Below are 17,285 nucleotides of genomic sequence, written 5' to 3'. Positions count from 1 at the left end.
GAGGCAAGACATCGGGGCGATCGGGAGCGGTGTTGTCAGCTCCCTTTTGAAAAGGGGGCGGGCGCCGGAGGCGAGCGGGAATTGGCTCTTGGCGCGGAGTTCGGATCACCAACGAAAAACGCCGCCCGAAGGCGGCGTTTTCAGCGACGCGTGCAAGCCGGAGGCTTACTTCACGTTCGCCAGCATCCAGTCGACCGTGGCGTGGATCTGCTCTTCGGTCAGGGCCGGGTTGCCGCCCTTCGGGGGCATGATGCCGCCGTCCGGACCGGTGAAGCCTTCGATGGCGTGCTTGTACAGGGTGTCCTTGCCCTTGGCGGCGCGCGCGCCCATGCCGGCGGCGGTCAGCATCGGGGCGTTGCCGGTGCCGTTCTTGTGGCAGGCGCCGCACAGGTTGTCGAAGATGACCTGGCCGTCGGTGGTGCCGCCGTAGGCGACCTGCGAAGCCGCGGCGGCGGCGGCGGCGGCCTGCGCGGCGGCCTGGGCCGCGGCACCGGTGGCGCCGGCGTACACCGCGCCTGACGGGGCGATGCGGCCCTCGGTGCGCTTGGCGGCCTGCGGGTTCACTTCCGCCGGGATCGAGGAGTGCAGGAAATGCGCACCGATGATCAGGCCCAGGGTGACGACGACCAGGAAGCCGATCACCATCGAGAAATGCTTGAGGAATTCGAGGTCGTAATTACGCACGTTCCACCTTTGGCAGCACGGCGGCGGGCCGTGCTTGGCTACGAAAAACGGGGTCGGAAACCGCCACCAGGGCGGGTTTCGCGGCAAGTGCCGGGCGCGGACGCCACGGACAGGGGGCCTATTATAAGCAGGGTGGCGGTTTCCGGCATATTCCAGGAGACCCGGTCCGCCGTCCCGGCTATTCCAGGGTGAACCACTGGACCTCGACGCGACGGTTCAGGTCACTGTCGGTGCCCGCCGGCTCCTCCCAGCCACGGCCGACCAGTTCGATCCGGTTGGCGTCCAGTTTGGGATGGCGTTCCAGCAGGGCATCGCGGACCGCCTGCGCGCGCTGGCGCGACAACTCCATCGCCTTCAGCGACATGCTCCGGACCAGTTCCTGTCCGCCCTGTTTCTGGAACTCGTTGCGGCGGCCGTCATCGACGTGGCCGCGCAGCAGCACCACCGAGCCGGGGCTGACCTGGAGGAAGTTCTTGATCGTGTCCAGGTAGCCGGCATTGGCCGGCGCGGACTTGTCGAGCACCGCCGAATTGGATTGGAAGAAGAACCGGATGTCCTTGCTCAGCAGGGCATCGCCCTCCAGCGAAACCTGCGCGTTGCCGCTGCGGATCGGCGCGATGGCGATGCTCTGGTTGGCGTACAGGCCTTTCTTCTTCAGTGCCTGCAGGGCGGAGGTGTCCACGAAGCGGGCCGGGTCGGCGGGGTTCTTGATCAGGTTGCCGTACACCAGCACCGAGGACTGGAAGATGCCCTGGAAAGAGCCGGCCGAATCGATGGTGCCTTCGAAGAAGGCCAGGTTCTCCGGCAGGTTGGACAGATGCACCTTGGACAGCTCGGCGCGGGTGTCGGCCTCGTTCCACTTGAAGGCCTTGGCGATCACCGGGATCTGCGTGGCCGCCTCGTCGCGGACCAGCCGGTTGCCTTCCAGCAGGCCGTGCACCAGTCCGCGCGCCCAGTCGGGATGGGCGGCGGCGAAGCCGCGATTGAGCAGCAGCAGGTCGGCGATGATCAGCAGGTTGCGGTTGCTGACCAGGGTCTTGGCGCGGCCGCCGGAGGCGGCGACGACCTCGTCGGTGCGCGGCGACCAGCCGACGCAGCCGTTCAGGCGCGGCGACCCGCCCTGGAGTTCGTGCTCGTAGGCGTCGCAGGCGACGAAGGCGTCCTCGTAGAACACCAGGCCCAGTTCGCCCGGTCCCGGGCGCCCGTCGAGGTCGCGCAGCACCTTGACCGGCACGCCGGCCTCGGAGGCCAGATAGCGGATGAAGAACTCGCTTTCGTTGAACTGCGAGGCCGCCAGCACCTTGCCCTTGAGCTGGTTGATGCTGGCGATGCCGGTATCGACCACCACCTGGTCGGCGCCGCGCGAGAAGCCGATCTGCGCCGGCACCACCACGTCGAACTGGCGGCCGAGCACGGCCAGGGTGTCGGCGGTGGTCACCGAGGCGGCGACCCGCCCGTTGTTGAGTTTGGACCAGCCTTCCTCCTCGTTGAGGCTCAGCCGGACCTGGAAGCCGTACTCGCGCGCGAAGAACGAATCCGGATTGGGCTCCAGTCCGCCGTTGGCCGCGATCAGGCCGGCATAGCCGGCGTACTCGCTGATGTCGACGTCGACCACGTTGCCCTTGGGCTGGTAGGTCGCCGCCGCATCCAGGTTGGGCAGTCCGGCCTGCGGTTCGACCGGCACCGGCGCCTTGCCGTCGGTGTTGCCGGCAGCCGCCTGCGAGGTCGTCACGCCCGCCGGCTCGTCCTTGCCCATGTCGCGCATCACCAGCCATGCGCCGAACGCGAGCAGCGCCAGCACCAGCACCGCGGTGATCAGCTTGCCGCTGGCATTGCCGGCCTGGCGGCGCGGCGGGGAAACGGATCGGCTCACGACGACTCTCCTTCTTCGATCACGGTACGGGGAACGGGCGGGCGCAGCACGGCCGACGGCAACCGGGGCTGCGCGTTCAGGTCGAGGACGCCCAACAGGTCGCGCTGGCCTTCCAGCCAGCGATTGGCTTCGGCGAAGGAGGCGCTGAGCGCATCCAGCGAGCTGCCGATGCTGCCTTCGTCGATGGCCAGCAGCGCCTGTTCGCGCAACAGCGCCACCTGCTGGCCGATGCGCTGCAACTCGGAGTCGACATGCTCGAGCCGGCGACCGGCATCGGCATGCGCGGCCTGGCGCTGGTCGATCACGGTCTTCTGCTGCTGCAGGCTGCGCCGCAATTCCTCGCTCAGGTCGTCGCGGCCCAGCCGCGCCTCGATGGTCGCTTCCTGCTTGTCCAGTACCGCGCTTTCCTCGCGCGCGGTGTGCACCACGCCGGCAATCGCGGTGCGCGCGGCCAGCAGGCGCAGATGCAGCCACACCAACTGTTCCAGGCTGTCCGCATGCGCCGCCATCACCGGCGACTTGTCGAGCATCTGGATGATCACGCGCGCCTTGTGCTCCAGCGCGTCCTGCTGGCGGCGTTGCGGGATGGGCAGCGGATCCCGCAGTTCGCGGTAGCGCCGATCCGCTTCCGACTCCTGCGGCAACGCCTGCGCATCCACCGTGGCGCGGAAGCGGTGATGGTTCGACAGCCAGTACAGATAGGCGATTTCCGCGCCCGCGCCGAGCACGAAGAAACCCGGCGTCAGGAAGATGCCGGCCAGCGCGAAGGCCGCCAGGCCAATCCAGTTGGGCGGAACCGGCATGCCCAGCGGACGCGCATTGAAGGCGGCCCAGGCGTAGCGGAACGCATTCATGGCGTTGTGCTCCCGGCCGCGAGCGGACGCAGCGAGGGCGGCACGAAACGCAGATCGGTGGCCTCGGCGACGGCGATGCGCATCTGGAACTCCAGCACCTCCAGCGGTACCGGCGGCTGGTAGCCGGCCAGCAGCGCGGCGATCGCCTCCAGCGGGGCGACGCCGGTGGTCTGGGCCTGCCGGTACGCCTTCACCGCGAAGGCTTCGGCGGCGCCGGGAGTCAGCAACAGCGGCAACGGGGACGGCAGCGCCAGCAATGCCTCAGCGCCCGGCGCCATGCCGAAGCGTTTCAGCAGGGCATCGAGCAGGGCCGCGCTTTCGGCGACGGTGGTGGTGGGCAGCAGCGGGATCTTGACGTCGATGCGGCCCGGCCGCTTCAGGTCGACTTCGATCAGGTCCGGGCGCGAGGAAGCCAGCACCCACATCACCCGGCCACGGTTGTCGGTGTCGGACATCTCCTGGGCGATCATCGAATACAGCCGGCCGGACAGGCCGCTGTCGCCGTTGCCCGAGTCGCGCTTGCCCAGCGTCTGGTCGGCTTCATCGATGAACACGATGCAGCGGCCAAGCGCGCGGATCAGGCGGAAGACCTTTTCAAGGTTGCCTTCGCTGGAGCCGACCCAGCGATCACGGAAGTTCTTCAGCTTCAGCACCGGCACGCCGGCTTCGCCGGCCAGGCATTCGACCAGGAAGGTCTTGCCGGTGCCGACCGGACCGCAGAACAGGTAGCCCATCGGCAGGGCGCGCAGGTTGGCCGCGCGCCACAGCGCGATGTCCTGGCGCAACCATTCCTTCAGCGCCGGCGGCGCCTCGTAGTCATCGAGCGTGCGACGGGAGTCGATGAACTCGACCAGGCCGCTGGCATCGCCCTCGACCAGCTGCTTCTTGACCCGCAGCCAGTCGGCCGGTCCCAGCGCGCGGCCCTGGTGGGCGCAGGTCCTCACCAGGCTTTGCAGGGCGCTGATGCTGACGCCGGTCAGGGCGCCGGTGATCATGCCGTCGTCGGCCCCGGCGAAGGCGCCCGGGTGATCCAGCCGCAGTTGCGCCAGCGCCTGGCCCAGCATGGCCTCGTCGGGCAGCGGCACGCGGATGCGCGCGACGCGTGGATGGAAAGCGATCTGCGGGTGCAGGTCGTTGAGGTTGTCGGCGATCAGGAAACTGGCGAAGGCCTGGTCGGTGAACGGAGATTCGCTGGCCCAGTCGCGCACCAGGCTGGCCAGGCTGGCGATCTCGAAGTCGCCGGCGCGCCCGCCCGGCAGCACCTGATCGATGCCGCGCATGATCACCGCCACGTGCTCGCCGTCGCCTTGTCCCAGCGCCTTCAGGTTGGCGAGGTAGCGCAGGTAGTGGGAAACGCGTTCGACCGCCGCCCGCGGTTCGCGCGGCCAGGCGGCGTCATCGCGACCGGCCAGCCACTGGCGCAGGCGATCGCTGCCGCGCAGCACGGTGAGCCCGTTGCCGGGGTCGTACTGGAACACCACGTCGAAACCGGTGAGCAACTGCGATTCCAGCCAGCGGGTCAGGCTGACCAGTCGCCCCGACAGCGGCAGGCGATCGCCGACGTTGCCGTACAGCACGAACTGTCCGTGCGCGCCGCTTTCATAGGCCAGCGCCAGTTCGTGCGCCCAGGCCGGGGCGTTGCTATCGAGCGGCATCAGTGCGCCTTCGCCTGCATGGCGGCCATCCTCCGGGCAAGGGCGGGGCGATCAGCCCGCGTCGTTTTCCGACACCGGTTTGGCAGCCTCGGCGGCGCCCATGCTGCGGGGCGCGGCTGGCGTCGCCGCCGGTTCGGCCTGCAGCGAAATGCCCTCGGCCGCGGCGAAATCCGCGAGTGCCTGGTCGGCCAGCGCCTTCTGCTCGGCTTCCTTGACCTCGATCTGGTTCATGTCGAGCGCATCGCGCGCGACCCGAGCGCGGCCGGCGGCCTTGTTGCGCTCTTCCTCGACCATCTCGTGCAGGCGATCGAGGGTGTCGCCGGAACCGCCGATCGTGGTGACCATGCCGGCGGCCATCTCGTTCATCTCCGCCAGCGCGTGCTTCATGCGCATGTCGTTGATGGCGCCCTTCAGGCTCTCGATCTTGGCGCGCGCGGCGGCCACGGCGACGTCGCGCGCCTTCACCAGGTTCTTGTAGGTGGCTTCGGCCTGCTCCATCTGGTCGCGGTTTTCCTGCAACTCGCGGCTGACCGTCTGCAGGCGCAGGGCGTGCTGGGCGGCGGCATCGCGGTTGCCCGCGCGCAGGTGGGCGGTGGTGCGCGCGCGCAGCTCGCGTTCTTCGTTCTCCAGCTTGCGCACCTGGCCGATCAGGCGCTCGGCCAGGCCGGCGTGGGTCGCCAGGCTCTGGTTGTAGCTGCCGATCTGCTTGCGCAGGTTTTCCTGTTCCAGTTCCAGCAGGGCTTCCGGATTGCGCTTTTCCATCCCCTTGACGAACTGCGCAAAGAAACCACGGAACACGTTCACTAACCGAGCCAGCATGGCGCCCCCGAAATCCTCTCGATGCGGGCTACTGTACGCGGCGCGTGCGGGCATTCCAACCGCGCCGCGACGGCGGGTCAGGGCGTCAGGTAAGTCACCACGGGCGTGGCGGCCTGCGCCAGCACGATGCGGATCGGCAGTTGGCCGTCGGCGCCGACGCCCGCGAGGGCGCGATCCAGCACGGCGCGCTTTTCCGCGCCTTCGATATGCAGGTACAGGTGGCGCGCGGCCAGCAGCACCGGCAGGGTCAGGGTGATGCGGGCTTCGCCGGCGCCGGGCGCACGCATCGGCAGCAGGCGTGCCGGCGAGGCCGGATCCAGCGCCGCGGCGAGGTGATCGCCGCCGGGGAAGAACGAGGCGGTATGGCCGTCGCTGCCCATGCCCAGCACGATCGCGTCGAACGATGGCGGCAGGCTGGCAAAGCGCCGTTCCAGTTCGGCCAGTGCGTCCTCCGGCTCCGGGGTGTCGCGGAACAGCGGCAGGAAATGCGCCGCCGCTGCCTCGCCCCGCAACAGGTGCTCGCGCAGCAGGCGGGCGTTGGAGCGTTCGTTGTCCGGCGCCACCCAGCGCTCATCGACCAGGGTGACGGTGACCTTGTCCCAGTCCAGCGATTGTTCCGACAGTCGCTGCATGAACCGCTTGGGTGTGGTGCCGCCGGACAGCGCCAGCAGCGCGCCGCCGCGGGCATCGATTCCCGCGCGCAGATCGGCGGCGACGGCCGCGGCCAGGGCGCCGGCCAGCGCCTCGCTGTCGGCGAAGGTGACCAGTTCGGTCGGGACGGGGGGGAGGAGGGACTGGGTCACGCGCTTACACCGTATCCTCGTGCCAGGTCCGGCCGTCGCGCTCGACCAGCGCGACCGCCGCGCTGGGTCCCCACGAACCGGCGGTGTAGGGCTTGGGCGTCTCGCGCTGGTTTTCCCACGCGCCCAGGATCGGGTCGATCCATTTCCATGCCGCCTCGACCTCGTCGCGGCGCATGAACAGGGTCGGGTTGCCGCGCACCACGTCCATCAGCAGGCGCTCGTAGGCCTCCGGCTGGTGCACGCCGAACGCCTCGGCGAAGCTCATGTCCAGCGGCACATGCTGCAGGCGCAGGCCGCCCGGACCGGGATCCTTGATCATCAGCCACAGCTTCACGCCCTCGTCCGGCTGCAGGCGCAGGACCAGCTTGTTGCCCATCACCGGGCCGGCGCCGTGCTCGAAGATCGAATGCGGAATCTGCTTGAACGCAATCACGATCTCCGACACGCGCTCGGGCAGGCGCTTGCCGGTGCGCAGGTAGAAAGGCACGCCGGCCCAGCGCCAGTTGTCCACTTCCGCCTTCAGCGCCACGAAGGTCTCGGTGCGCGAGTCCTCGCGGCCCAGTTCGTCCAGGTAGCCCGGCACCGCCATGCCGTTGACCGCGCCGGCGCGGTACTGGCCACGCACGGTCATGTGGCTGATCTCGTCGGCGGTGATCGGGCGCAGCGAGCGCAGCACCTTCAGCTTCTCGTCGCGCACCGCGTCGGCTTCCAGCGCCGCCGGCGGTTCCATCGCCACCATGCACAGCAGCTGCAGCAGGTGGTTCTGGACCATGTCGCGCAGCGCGCCGGAGGTGTCGTAGTAGGTCGCGCGCTTCTCCAGGCCGACCGTCTCGGCCACGGTGATCTGCACGTGATCGATGTGGTTGGCGTTCCACAACGGTTCGAACAGGATATTGGCGAAGCGCAGCGCCAGCAGGTTCTGCACCGTTTCCTTGCCCAGGTAGTGATCGATGCGGAAGATCTGGCTTTCCGCGAACGCGCTGCCGACCGCATCGTTGATCACCGTCGCGCTGGCCAGGTCATGGCCGATCGGTTTCTCGATGACCACCCGCGACTGGCCGCCATTGAGGCCGTGCGCGCGCAGGCGGTCGCACAGGTTCACGAACAGGCTGGGACTGGTCGACAGGTAGAACACCCGGATGCGGTCGCCATGGGCCTTGAGCGCGCTGGCGAACTCCTCCCAGCCCTCGTCCTTGGTCGCGTCCAGCGCGTGGTAGCCGAGCTTCTCCAGGAAGGCGGGCAGCTTGGCCTTGAGCGCCTCGTCGTTGCCGGCCGCGCGCTGCAGGGCGTCGCCCACCTTGGCGCGGTAGTCGGCGTCGGACTGCTTGTCGCGGGCCACGCCGATGATCCGGCTGTCCTCGCGGATCTGGCCGTCGGCATAGCGGCGCAGCAGGCCGGGCAGCAGCTTGCGCAGGGCCAGGTCGCCGGTGCCTCCGAAGATCACCAGATCGAAAGGGTCGACGGGCAGGGTCTTGGCGGTCACGTCGTCATCTCGTTCGCTTGTCAGGTGGGGAGGAACAATACCACCGGGCTACCACGCTGACCAATGAATCAGGCCAATGTAACCATTTGTCGGCTGATATTGCCTTTATTGGTACGTGAGTGGTATGTTCAGGGCCATGCAAAAAGCCCTGTTCGATGAATACCAGCGCCTGCAGACTGGCGAGTCCACCCGCGCCGTGGCTTACCTGCGCCTGCGCCGCGCCCTGCAGAACCTGATGGACGCCGGCGTGCTGCGCTCGGGCCAGGCCCTGCCCAGCGAACGCGATCTTGCCAACCTGCTGGGTCTGTCCCGCGTGACGATCCGCAAGGCGCTGGCCGGACTCATCGAAGCCGGCCTGCTGGTGCAGCGGCAGGGCGCGGGCACTTTCGTGGCCGAGCGCATCCTGCGCCAGTTCTCGCGCCTGACCAGCTTCACCGACGACTTGCGCGAGCGCGGCCTCAATCCGCAGGTGAAATTCCTCGAACGCAGCGTCGGCGAAGTGACACCGGAAGAATCGATGGCGCTGAACCTGTCGCCGGGTAGCGGCGTGGTCCGCATGTACCGCCTGCGCCACGTCGACGGCGCGCCGATCGCGATCGAACGCACCCTGGTGCCGCTGTCGCTGCTGCCGGATCCGGAAACCGTCACCACCTCGCTGTACGAGGCGCTCGATGCGCACGGCAACCGACCGCGCCGCGCCTTGCAGCGCCTGCGCGCGGTCGCGCTGGACGACGAGGCCGCCCGCCACCTGGAACTGCCGGTCGGCGCCCCGGGACTGCTGGTCGAACGCCGCGCCTTCCTGGAAGACGGCCGCGTGGTCGAATCCACCCGTTCCTACTACCGCGGCGACGCCTACGACTTCGTCGCCGAACTGCAGAGCGAATAGCGCCTGGCCGGCGCTGCCGGGAACCCATCGATTGCCATCGCGGCAACTCACGGCGCAAATGCTCATCACCCACCAGGTAGGAGCGGCCTCCGGCCGCGAGCTCTCCCGCGCGATGCCCGGTTGCGATGCACGCGACGGCGATGGCGGGGGACCACGCAAAGGCTCGCGGCGGGACGCCGCTCCTACCTCGTTCCGATTTCGCGCGTCCGCGTGGACGGGGCTTTCGTCGCCGGATCCGGGCTTTCGTCGGACCATGACCTCTGGACGCTTGACGCCGCCTGCAAGCCAACTGTACTGTTCGTACTAGTACAGTTGATTGAGGTGTTCCATGGCCCGTACCCAGGCCCTGATGATCCAGATCGCCACCGGCGACGCGCGTCCGATCAGCAAGCAGATCGTCGATGGCGTGCGGATGAAGATCGCCACCGCCGAACTCAAGCCGGGTGCGCAGTTGCCCAGCGTGCGCGGACTGGCCCAGCAGCTGATGATCAATCCCAACACCGTCGCCAAGGCCTACGCCGAACTGACCAGTGAAGGCTGGCTGGAATCGCGCCAGGGCCTGGGCCTGTTCGTGGCCACGCCGCGCCAGCGCCTGAGCGACGCCGAACGCGAGCGGCGCATGGACGACGCCGTGCAGGCGTTCGTGCATGAAGTGATCGCGCTCGACTACCCGCCCGATCGCGCGCTGGCGCGGCTGGACGAGGAACTGCGCGTGATCGCGCCGAAAAAGAAATCCGCCTGACGCGCATCCGCGCGTCCCCCTTCCGCGTTCCGTCACCCGACCCTGGGACGACCATGAGCACTCCCGCTTCCGACTACGTGATCGAAACCGTCGCGCTGAGCAAGCGCTACGGGCGCAAGCTGGCGCTGGACCACCTCGACCTGCGCATTCCGCGCGGGCGCATCCACGCCATCGTCGGCGCCAACGGCGCCGGCAAATCCACCCTGTTCCGCGTCCTGCTCGGCTTCCTGCCGCCGACGGTGGGGCAGGCGCGCATCCTCGGCCGCGACAGCCAGCGGCTGCGTCCGGAGGACCGTGCACGCATCGGCTTCGTCAACGAGGAACACACCCTGCCCGGCTGGATGAAGGTCGCCGCGGTGACCGCGATGCAGCGGCACCAGTACCCGCGCTGGAACCAGCACGCCTACGACGAGGTGCTGGGCCATTACCACGTGCTGCCGGAGCAAAAAGTCGCCCAGCTCTCGCGCGGCGAGCGCGCCGGACTGAACCTGGCGCTGGCGCTGGCGCAGGGACCGGAACTGCTGGTGCTGGACGAACCCACGCTGGGCCTGGACGTGGTCGCCAAGCGCGCGTTCCTGGAATCGCTGATGTACTCCAACGCGGCCGAGCAATGCACGGTGATCTACTGCTCCCACCAGATGGAGGAAATCGAGCGCATCGCCGACAACCTCATCATCCTGGAACGCGGCCAGCTGAAGAACATGTCCGCGCCGGAGGAATTCTGCGCGCGGGTCACCCATTGGGTGGCGGACATCCCGTTCAAGGGACCGGATCCGGCGACCGTTCCCGGCCTGCTTCAACTGCAGCGGCTGGACGGCCTGCACCACTACCTGGTGCTGGACCAGGACGAGGACTTCGCCGAGTTCCTGCGCGCCAGCGGCGCGCGCTCGATCCAGAGCATGCCGGTCAGCCTGGATCGCGCGGTCAACGGCTTCCTGACCAAGAACCACGCCGCGCCGGCGCAACCGCAACGGCAGCACTGAGCGCGCGGAGAGGACACGATCATGTGGGACATGTTCAAGGCTGAAATGCAGCGCTTCCGCATCTGGGCGATCGCCTACGCGGTGCTGCAACTGGTGATCCTCGGGTTCATGACCCGGGTGGTCGATCTGGCCCAGCAACCACGGCTGGTCTACGAAGTGCTGGCCGGCGTCTACGCCGTCACCGGCCTGCTGCTGGGGCTCTATCAGATGGGCGGCTACCGCAAGCCGAACACCTGGATGAACCTGCTGCACCGGCCGATTCCGCATGGAAAGCTGGCGGCCGTGCTGGTAGGCGCGGGCGCGCTGCAACTGGCGGTGGCGGTCGTGCTGCCACTGTGGCTGCTGGCCGGCTGGCAGGAGTTCATGACCGCGCGGGTGGTCGATCATCGCCATCTGCTGCTCGGCGTATCGGCGTGGCTGATTGCGGTCTGCGCCTACCTCGCCGGCGCCTACGCGATGCTGGCCAACCGCCGCTATGGATACAGCGGAATCGCGCTGTTGTCCTGGCTGGTGTTCAGCCAGGCCACCGGCCTGGGCGCGATCGCGGTGCAGCTGATCACCCTGGCGATGCTGGCGGGAATGGTGTGGGTCGCATTCAAACCGGATCTCGGCGCGGCGCCCCACACCCTGCCACGCACCTTCTTCACCGCGGTTCCGTTGCAACTGGCGATGTGGCTGGCGCTGGTGATGGTGGGCTTTGGTATCGAATTCCTGTGGATCGCGCAGGGCTCCCATCCGAACAACGCGCCGGTGCCGGCCGCTGGCGGCGAGAAGGAGTCCGAGAACGCCGAGGGCAAGGATCTGATGGTGATGGGCCTGCGCGGCAGCCGCGACCCGCAGGCGCCGTTGTGGCGGGAACAGGCGCAGATTTCGGAGGTCTTCTCGTTTGGTCCGGGCCTGCGCGCGACGCCGGTGCGCAACGAGCTGGTCAATATCGTGCCGATGGAATTCGACGACGAGCAGCACCGCATCCGCTGGGTGTTCAGCCACGATCGCATGCGCCTGGAAGGCTACAGCCTGGTGGACTACCGCAGCGTCGGCGAACTCGGCGTGGAGGGCGACGCGCCGTTCCCGGAGCCGGTAATGCCCGGGCCGGAGAACAGCCTGATCGGCACCACCCGCGTTTACCAGTACGACAGCGACCAGAAGCGGGTGGTGCCGCGCCTGCGGCTGCCGGCGGGGGAGCGGATCACCGGCTATGACCGGGTGGGTGACGATCTGGCCCTGCTCAGCGACCGCGCCGTGTACTTCTACGACGGGCGCGACCTCGCGGCCAGCGACGGCATGCTCACGCCGCGCCAGCGCCTGGCCATTCCGGGCAAGGTCGGCGACCTGTATCGTGCCGACGCGATCGAACTGCTGGACGGCTATCTGGTGTCGTTCCTGTTCAGTCGCAGTGCCCATAACGCAGAGGGTGCGCTGCCCTACCAGCAGATGACGCGAATCGACGATCAGGGCAGGGCCATGCCGATCATGCGAAGGGATCTCAAGAGCGGCTTCCCCGCGCTGTGGCGCTACCAGAACTGGTTCCCCGCGCCGGTGATCTATGAATTGCAGCGCGCCGCACGCCGGCTGTTCGCGGGTTACCAGATCACCGACGACACCGCGCGCCCGCCGGTGCCTCGCCAGGTGGCCGTCATCGCTGGCGTGCTCATGCTGCTGTCGCTGCTGGGCGCGGTGTGGTGGACGCGGAAGACCGATCTGTCCATGCCCGCACGGATTGCCTGGATCGTCGCCTGCGGCGTGCTCAGCCTGCCGGCGTTGATGAGCCTGCGGCTGATCCACCCGCGCCGCGAAGTGCTGCAACCGCAACTGGTGGCGCAACCCGCGCTGGCCTGAACCGTATCGTTCTCCGGCCGTCTCGACGGCCGGATACAGGAGAATGCTGATGAGCTTGTCATCGCTGCCGCTGGCGGCGCCGGTCGCGCGCGCGTCCGACTCGCCGTTCCGCCCACGTTGCCGGTTCGCATGGTTGATGATTCTCGCGACCCTGTGCGCGCCCGCCCGTGCCGACGAGGACGCCGCGCTGCGCGCCGCCGTCGCCGCCGAACGCGCTCGGCCCGTCGCGCCGATGTTCGCGCGGATCGATTTCATCGCCCGTCCCATCCTGATCGGCGCCTGGCTTTCGCCGGATGGAAAACAGGTCGCCTTCCTCAAGGATGAGGGCGCCAACCGGGGCGTGTGGCTGCTGCCAACCGCGGGCGGTATGCCGAAGCGGGTGCTCGCACACACCGACGCGGACGAACTGTCGTGGTCGCGCGACAGCCGCTGGCTGTTCCTGGCGTCCTCCCGCCAGCTGTTCGCGCTGGCGGTGGCGGGGCAGTCCGGCTCCGGGGCGATCGATCGCCTGGGCGGGACCTTCGAGCGCCGCTTTGTCGCCGTGGATCCCGCGTCGCCCGCCGCGGCCTTCGTGATGGAGAGTCCCCCCGCGATCACGCGCCAGCCCAGGCGCTGGCGGATCCAGCGCGTGGACGTGCAGGGCAAGCAGACGCTGGTGCACGAGGACGCGCGGGAAATCATCGATTTCGAAGTGGATCCGCTGGGAAGGCTGGCCTGGATGGCCCGGGTGGAAGGCGAGGCGCACGTCATCCTGCGCGTGGAGCAGGGGCGCGCGCGGCCGGTGCTGCGCTGCGAGCGATTGCAGCGCTGCTCCATGCTGGGCACGCTGGAGCAGGGACGCGATCTCCTGCTCAACACGGATGCCGACGGTGATCTCGGCCGACTGGCGCGCCTGGATGCGCAGGGAAAACTGCGCACACTGCATGCCGACCCGCGCAATGAAGCCGATCTGGCGCAGGTGACCCTGGATCCGGTGACCCGCGAACCCCTGTTCGCGTCCTATCGCAGCACCGACGCCATGGCCTATGGCCTGCAGGCGGAGGCGGCGCGATCCCTCGCCTTGCTCCAGCAACGCCTTCCGCACCGCGACCTGCGCATCGAGGTCGGGCGCGGTCCCGCCGCGCACTGGCTGGTGCACGAGCGCGCCGCCTCCCTGAAGGGAGAACGCCTGTACCTGTTCGACCCGCGCGACGGCCTGCTGCGCGAAGTGCTGGGGGATCTGGGTTTCCGCCACGACCGCACGCCGGTCCGGCGGCTTCCCGAGTCGGCGATGGCGCGCAAGATCGCCTTCAGCTGGCGCGCGTCCGACGGCATGCGCGTGCATGGCTTCGTGCTGGTGCCGCCCGGCGTGGATCCCGCGCGCGCGCCGCTGGTGGCCAACGTCCACGGCGGTCCGTTCAACCTGTTCCGGCCTGAGTTCGGCGGGCAATCGCAGATGCTCGCCAATCGTGGCTACGTGGTGTTCGAACCGAACTTCCGCGGATCCACCGGACACGGTCGCCGTTACCTGTTCGCCGGCAATGGCGACTTCGGCAACGGCCGGGTCCAGCAGGACATCGTGGAAGGCGTGCGCCACCTGCTTGCCCAGGGCATAGGCGACGGCCAGCGCGTCGGCATCCTCGGCGCCTCCTTTGGCGGCTACTCGGCGCTGCAGGGCGTGACCTTCCAGCCGGATCTGTTCAAGGTCGGCATCGCCGCGGTGCCGCCGGCGGACTTCGGCTGGGTGCTGCGCTGGTACGCGCGCGGGCGCGACCAGATGACCCGCGGCGTGCCGATGGCCGCGACCATGCGGATGCTGTCGCTGGATCCGGCCGATGCCGGCGTGATGGAACGCCTGCGCGCGCAGTCGCCGATCGCCAATGCCGCCTCGCTGCGCAGGCCCGTGCTGTTGCTGGCCGGCGCGGACGACGAACGCGTGCCGATCCGCAGCGTGCTGCATTACGCCGCGCAACTGCAATCGATGGGCAAGGACGTCACCTTGTTCGTCGATGCCGAGGGACGCCACCAGCTGGTCAATCCGGTCACCCGCGAAGCCTATCTCTATCTCGTCGAGACCATGCTGCACCGGCACCTGGGCGGACGCGCGCCGTTGCCGCCGGATGCGGCCTTGCGCGAATCGTTGCGCAAGAACCTGCGCCTGGATGACGAGCGACTGCGGCCACGCTGACGCGGCTATACTCGCGCCCCTCGAACGAGGGGACGGGGATGCCATGGAAGGGAACGGGAAACGCCGTGCATCGGTGCTGACGGCCGGGGCCTGGTTGCTGACGGCGTGCGCCGCCGCCATCGCCACGCCGGATTCGCCCGAGCAAACCACGGCGACGCGCGAGCTGCCGCCGCGGGTGCGGGAGGATGTCGACGCGATCACCCGGCAACTCCTGCAGGTGCGGGACGCCGACAATGAGCTGTCCTGCACCAGGGCGGTGGAGAACGCGCGCTCGGGCGTGGAAACCATGCTGGAAGTCGGCCAGCGCAATCTCGATGGTGGCTACCTGGCCCGCGCGGATTTCGATCGCATGGCGGCGCCGTTGAGGACGCAGCTGGAGGGCTTGACGCTCGCCGACTGTGAAGGCGCGACCGGCGAGCGCCGGGAGTTCTATCGCTGCATGTCCAGCGACTACAACCACGTGTTGGCCTGCGCCAAGGCCCACCGGTAGCGAACGAGCCTTCCGGGCACCTCGCGCATCCGGCCGCGGCGCGGCGGGTGCCGCTTTCATCGCGAGTGGGTTTGTACCGATCTAAACCGGCCTGCCTCACCACCAAAGAAATACCAATCACCGGATTGGTGCATCGCACGATGCAAACACGATCCCGTTGCGTAAGCTGACAGCGCTGTCATCAGCGGCGGGAAACCTTGTGCTTGCCGGCGTGTGATGCCGCGATTCCGCCTGTCGTCCGCCGGGTGGATCCCATGGAGCCGCGACTGGCCGCGCATCGTGCGACAGCGCGCGTGTTTCCACGGATCCCGATGCGCGACGATGCGCCATCCATTACCACGGGAGCCCGTAGTGGAACTGTCCGCACTCGATATCGGCATCGTCCTGGTCTATCTGGCCGGCATCTTCATCCTGGCCCAGTGGGTGTCCCGCGAGAAGGGCGGCCACCAGAAGGACGCCAAGGACTACTTCCTGGCCAGCAAGTCGCTGCCATGGTGGGCGATTGGCGCGTCGCTGATCGCCGCGAACATTTCCGCCGAGCAGATCATCGGCATGTCCGGTTCCGGCTACGCCATCGGCCTGGCCATCGCCTCCTACGAATGGATGGCGGCACTGACCCTGCTGATCGTCGGCAAGTTCTTCCTGCCGGTGTTCCTGCGCAACGGCATCTACACCATGCCGCAGTTCCTGGAGCAGCGTTACGGCACCCGCATCCGCACCCTGATGGCAGTGTTCTGGCTGCTGCTGTACGTGTTCGTCAACCTGACCTCGATCATGTGGCTGGGTTCGATCGCGGTCAGCCAGGTGACCGGCATGGATCAGATGCTGGCGCTGACCCTGCTGGGCGTGTTCGCGCTGGTGTACCAGCTATACGGCGGGCTGAAGGCGGTAGCGCTGACCGACATCGTGCAGGTGTCGCTGCTGGTGCTGGGTGGCCTGCTGGTCGCCGGCCTGACCCTGAGCCATATCGGCGAAGGCGCGGGCGTCGTCGCCGGCTTCCAGAAGCTGTGGTCGCAGCATCCCGAGCACTTCGAGATGATCCTCGGCAAGGACAACCCCTTCTACAAGGATCTGCCCGGCATCAGCGTGCTGATCGGCGGCATGTGGATCATGAACGTCAGCTACTGGGGCTTCAACCAGTACATCATCCAGCGCGCGCTGGCCGCCAAGGACATCGCCGAGGCGCAGAAGGGCGTGCTGTTCGCCGCCTTCCTCAAGCTGCTGATGCCGGTGATCGTGGTGCTGCCGGGCATCGCCGCGGTGGTGCTGGCGCCGGGACTGGAGAAACCTGATCAGGCCTACCCGACGATGATGCGCCTGCTGCCCACCGGCATCCTCGGCCTGGTGTTCGCCGCGCTGGTGGCGGCGATCGTCGCGTCGCTGGCGTCCAAGATCAATTCGGTGGCGACCATCTTCACCCTCGACTTCTACGCCAAGTCCAAGAGCAAGCCGAGCGAGGCACGCCAGGTGAAGGTCGGCCGCATCGCCGCCGCCGTCGCCGTGCTGCTGGGCATCCTGGCGGCCAAGCCGCTGCTGGGCAGCTTCGACCAGGGTTTCCAGTTCATCCAGGAATTCACCGGTTTCTTCACTCCGGGCATCGTGGTGATCTTCGTGCTCGGCCTGTTCTGGAAGCGCGCCAACGAGGCCGGCGCGCTGGCCGCGGCGCTGGGTTCGGTGCTGCTGTCGGCGGCTTTCTTCTGGGCGCAGAAGACCGGCGTCTACCTGTTGCCGTTCATGGACCGGGTCGGCATCGTGTTCCTGGCCGCGCTGGTGCTGGCGGTGGTGGTGTCGCTGGCCACCGCGCGCGCCGAAGGCAAGGATTTCATCCGCACCGACGATGTGGACTACCGCACCCCGGGCGTGTTCAACATCGGCGCGGTGGGCGTGATCATCATCCTGTTCGCCCTGTACACGATCTTCTGGTGATTCGCGGGCGCGCGCTTGCCTGGCTCGGAACGGCGCGAGAAGCAGCGGAGCGAGCTCCGCTCTACGTAGAGCCGAGCTTGC

Annotated in this window: 14 protein-coding genes; 7 read left to right on the top strand and 7 right to left on the bottom strand. The window is 68.2% G+C overall.

Translation table 11 applies throughout. The features are described 5' to 3' along the window. Positions 1-165: 165 nt before the first annotated feature. The 7 genes from ACTJI2_RS16160 to zwf all read right to left on the bottom strand — a co-directional run bounded on the left by ACTJI2_RS16160 (position 166) and on the right by zwf (position 8,171). Positions 166-684 carry a c-type cytochrome gene (locus tag ACTJI2_RS16160; protein WP_183640072.1) on the bottom strand — a complete coding sequence of 173 codons (519 nt, stop codon included), beginning with the start codon at positions 682-684 and terminating at the stop codon, positions 166-168. Between the two features lie 178 nt (positions 685-862). Then, complete coding sequence (locus ACTJI2_RS16155) at positions 863-2,557, bottom strand: OmpA family protein (protein ID WP_440842719.1); 1,695 nt, start codon at positions 2,555-2,557, stop codon at positions 863-865. Further along, complete coding sequence (locus tag ACTJI2_RS16150; protein WP_440842718.1) at positions 2,554-3,411, bottom strand: hypothetical protein; 858 nt, start codon at positions 3,409-3,411, stop codon at positions 2,554-2,556. The genes ACTJI2_RS16155 and ACTJI2_RS16150 overlap by 4 nt, the downstream gene beginning before the upstream one ends. After that, positions 3,408-5,066 carry an AAA family ATPase gene (locus ACTJI2_RS16145; protein WP_440842717.1) on the bottom strand — a complete coding sequence of 553 codons (1,659 nt, stop codon included), beginning with the start codon at positions 5,064-5,066 and terminating at the stop codon, positions 3,408-3,410. Before ACTJI2_RS16145 ends, ACTJI2_RS16150 begins: the two co-directional genes overlap by 4 nt. Positions 5,067-5,117: 51 nt before the next feature. Continuing rightward, on the bottom strand, positions 5,118-5,885 hold the full coding sequence (locus ACTJI2_RS16140; protein ID WP_183640080.1) for a PspA/IM30 family protein: 768 nt from the start codon (positions 5,883-5,885) through the stop codon (positions 5,118-5,120). A 77-nt stretch (positions 5,886-5,962) separates the two neighbouring features. After that, positions 5,963-6,688 (bottom strand): 6-phosphogluconolactonase, encoded by a 726-nt coding sequence (gene pgl, locus ACTJI2_RS16135; RefSeq protein WP_328805074.1) that lies wholly within the window; start codon positions 6,686-6,688, stop codon positions 5,963-5,965. 4 nt (positions 6,689-6,692) lie between these two features. After that, entirely contained in the window at positions 6,693-8,171 is a 1,479-nt protein-coding gene (zwf, locus tag ACTJI2_RS16130) for a glucose-6-phosphate dehydrogenase (protein WP_183640082.1), read from the bottom strand. A gap of 136 nt (positions 8,172-8,307) precedes the next feature. Between zwf and ACTJI2_RS16125 the strand changes: the two genes are divergently transcribed. The 7 genes from ACTJI2_RS16125 (at position 8,308) to ACTJI2_RS16095 (ending at position 17,204) form a co-directional block, all read left to right on the top strand. After that, a complete protein-coding gene (locus ACTJI2_RS16125) occupies positions 8,308-9,057 on the top strand; it encodes a GntR family transcriptional regulator (protein WP_183640084.1) in 750 nt (249 codons plus the stop codon). A gap of 328 nt (positions 9,058-9,385) precedes the next feature. Next, positions 9,386-9,799 carry a GntR family transcriptional regulator gene (locus ACTJI2_RS16120; protein ID WP_183640086.1) on the top strand — a complete coding sequence of 138 codons (414 nt, stop codon included), beginning with the start codon at positions 9,386-9,388 and terminating at the stop codon, positions 9,797-9,799. A 53-nt stretch (positions 9,800-9,852) separates the two neighbouring features. Then, positions 9,853-10,782, top strand: a complete 930-nt coding sequence (locus ACTJI2_RS16115; protein WP_192198192.1) for an ABC transporter ATP-binding protein — start codon at positions 9,853-9,855, stop codon at positions 10,780-10,782. 21 nt (positions 10,783-10,803) lie between these two features. Further along, a complete protein-coding gene (locus ACTJI2_RS16110; RefSeq protein ID WP_440842716.1) occupies positions 10,804-12,621 on the top strand; it encodes a hypothetical protein in 1,818 nt (605 codons plus the stop codon). A 49-nt stretch (positions 12,622-12,670) separates the two neighbouring features. Then, complete coding sequence (locus ACTJI2_RS16105; protein WP_440842715.1) at positions 12,671-14,788, top strand: prolyl oligopeptidase family serine peptidase; 2,118 nt, start codon at positions 12,671-12,673, stop codon at positions 14,786-14,788. Between the two features lie 43 nt (positions 14,789-14,831). After that, on the top strand, positions 14,832-15,278 hold the full coding sequence (locus ACTJI2_RS16100) for a hypothetical protein (RefSeq protein ID WP_183640094.1): 447 nt from the start codon (positions 14,832-14,834) through the stop codon (positions 15,276-15,278). A gap of 351 nt (positions 15,279-15,629) precedes the next feature. After that, on the top strand, positions 15,630-17,204 hold the full coding sequence (locus ACTJI2_RS16095; RefSeq protein WP_183640096.1) for a sodium/sugar symporter: 1,575 nt from the start codon (positions 15,630-15,632) through the stop codon (positions 17,202-17,204). The last annotated feature ends 81 nt before the right edge of the window (positions 17,205-17,285 follow it).

It is taken from the genome of Pseudoxanthomonas sp. 22568, from assembly GCF_052044485.1.
Lineage (GTDB): Bacteria > Pseudomonadota > Gammaproteobacteria > Xanthomonadales > Xanthomonadaceae > Pseudoxanthomonas_A > Pseudoxanthomonas_A beigongshangi.
This window is presented reverse-complemented; position numbering and strand designations above follow the sequence as displayed.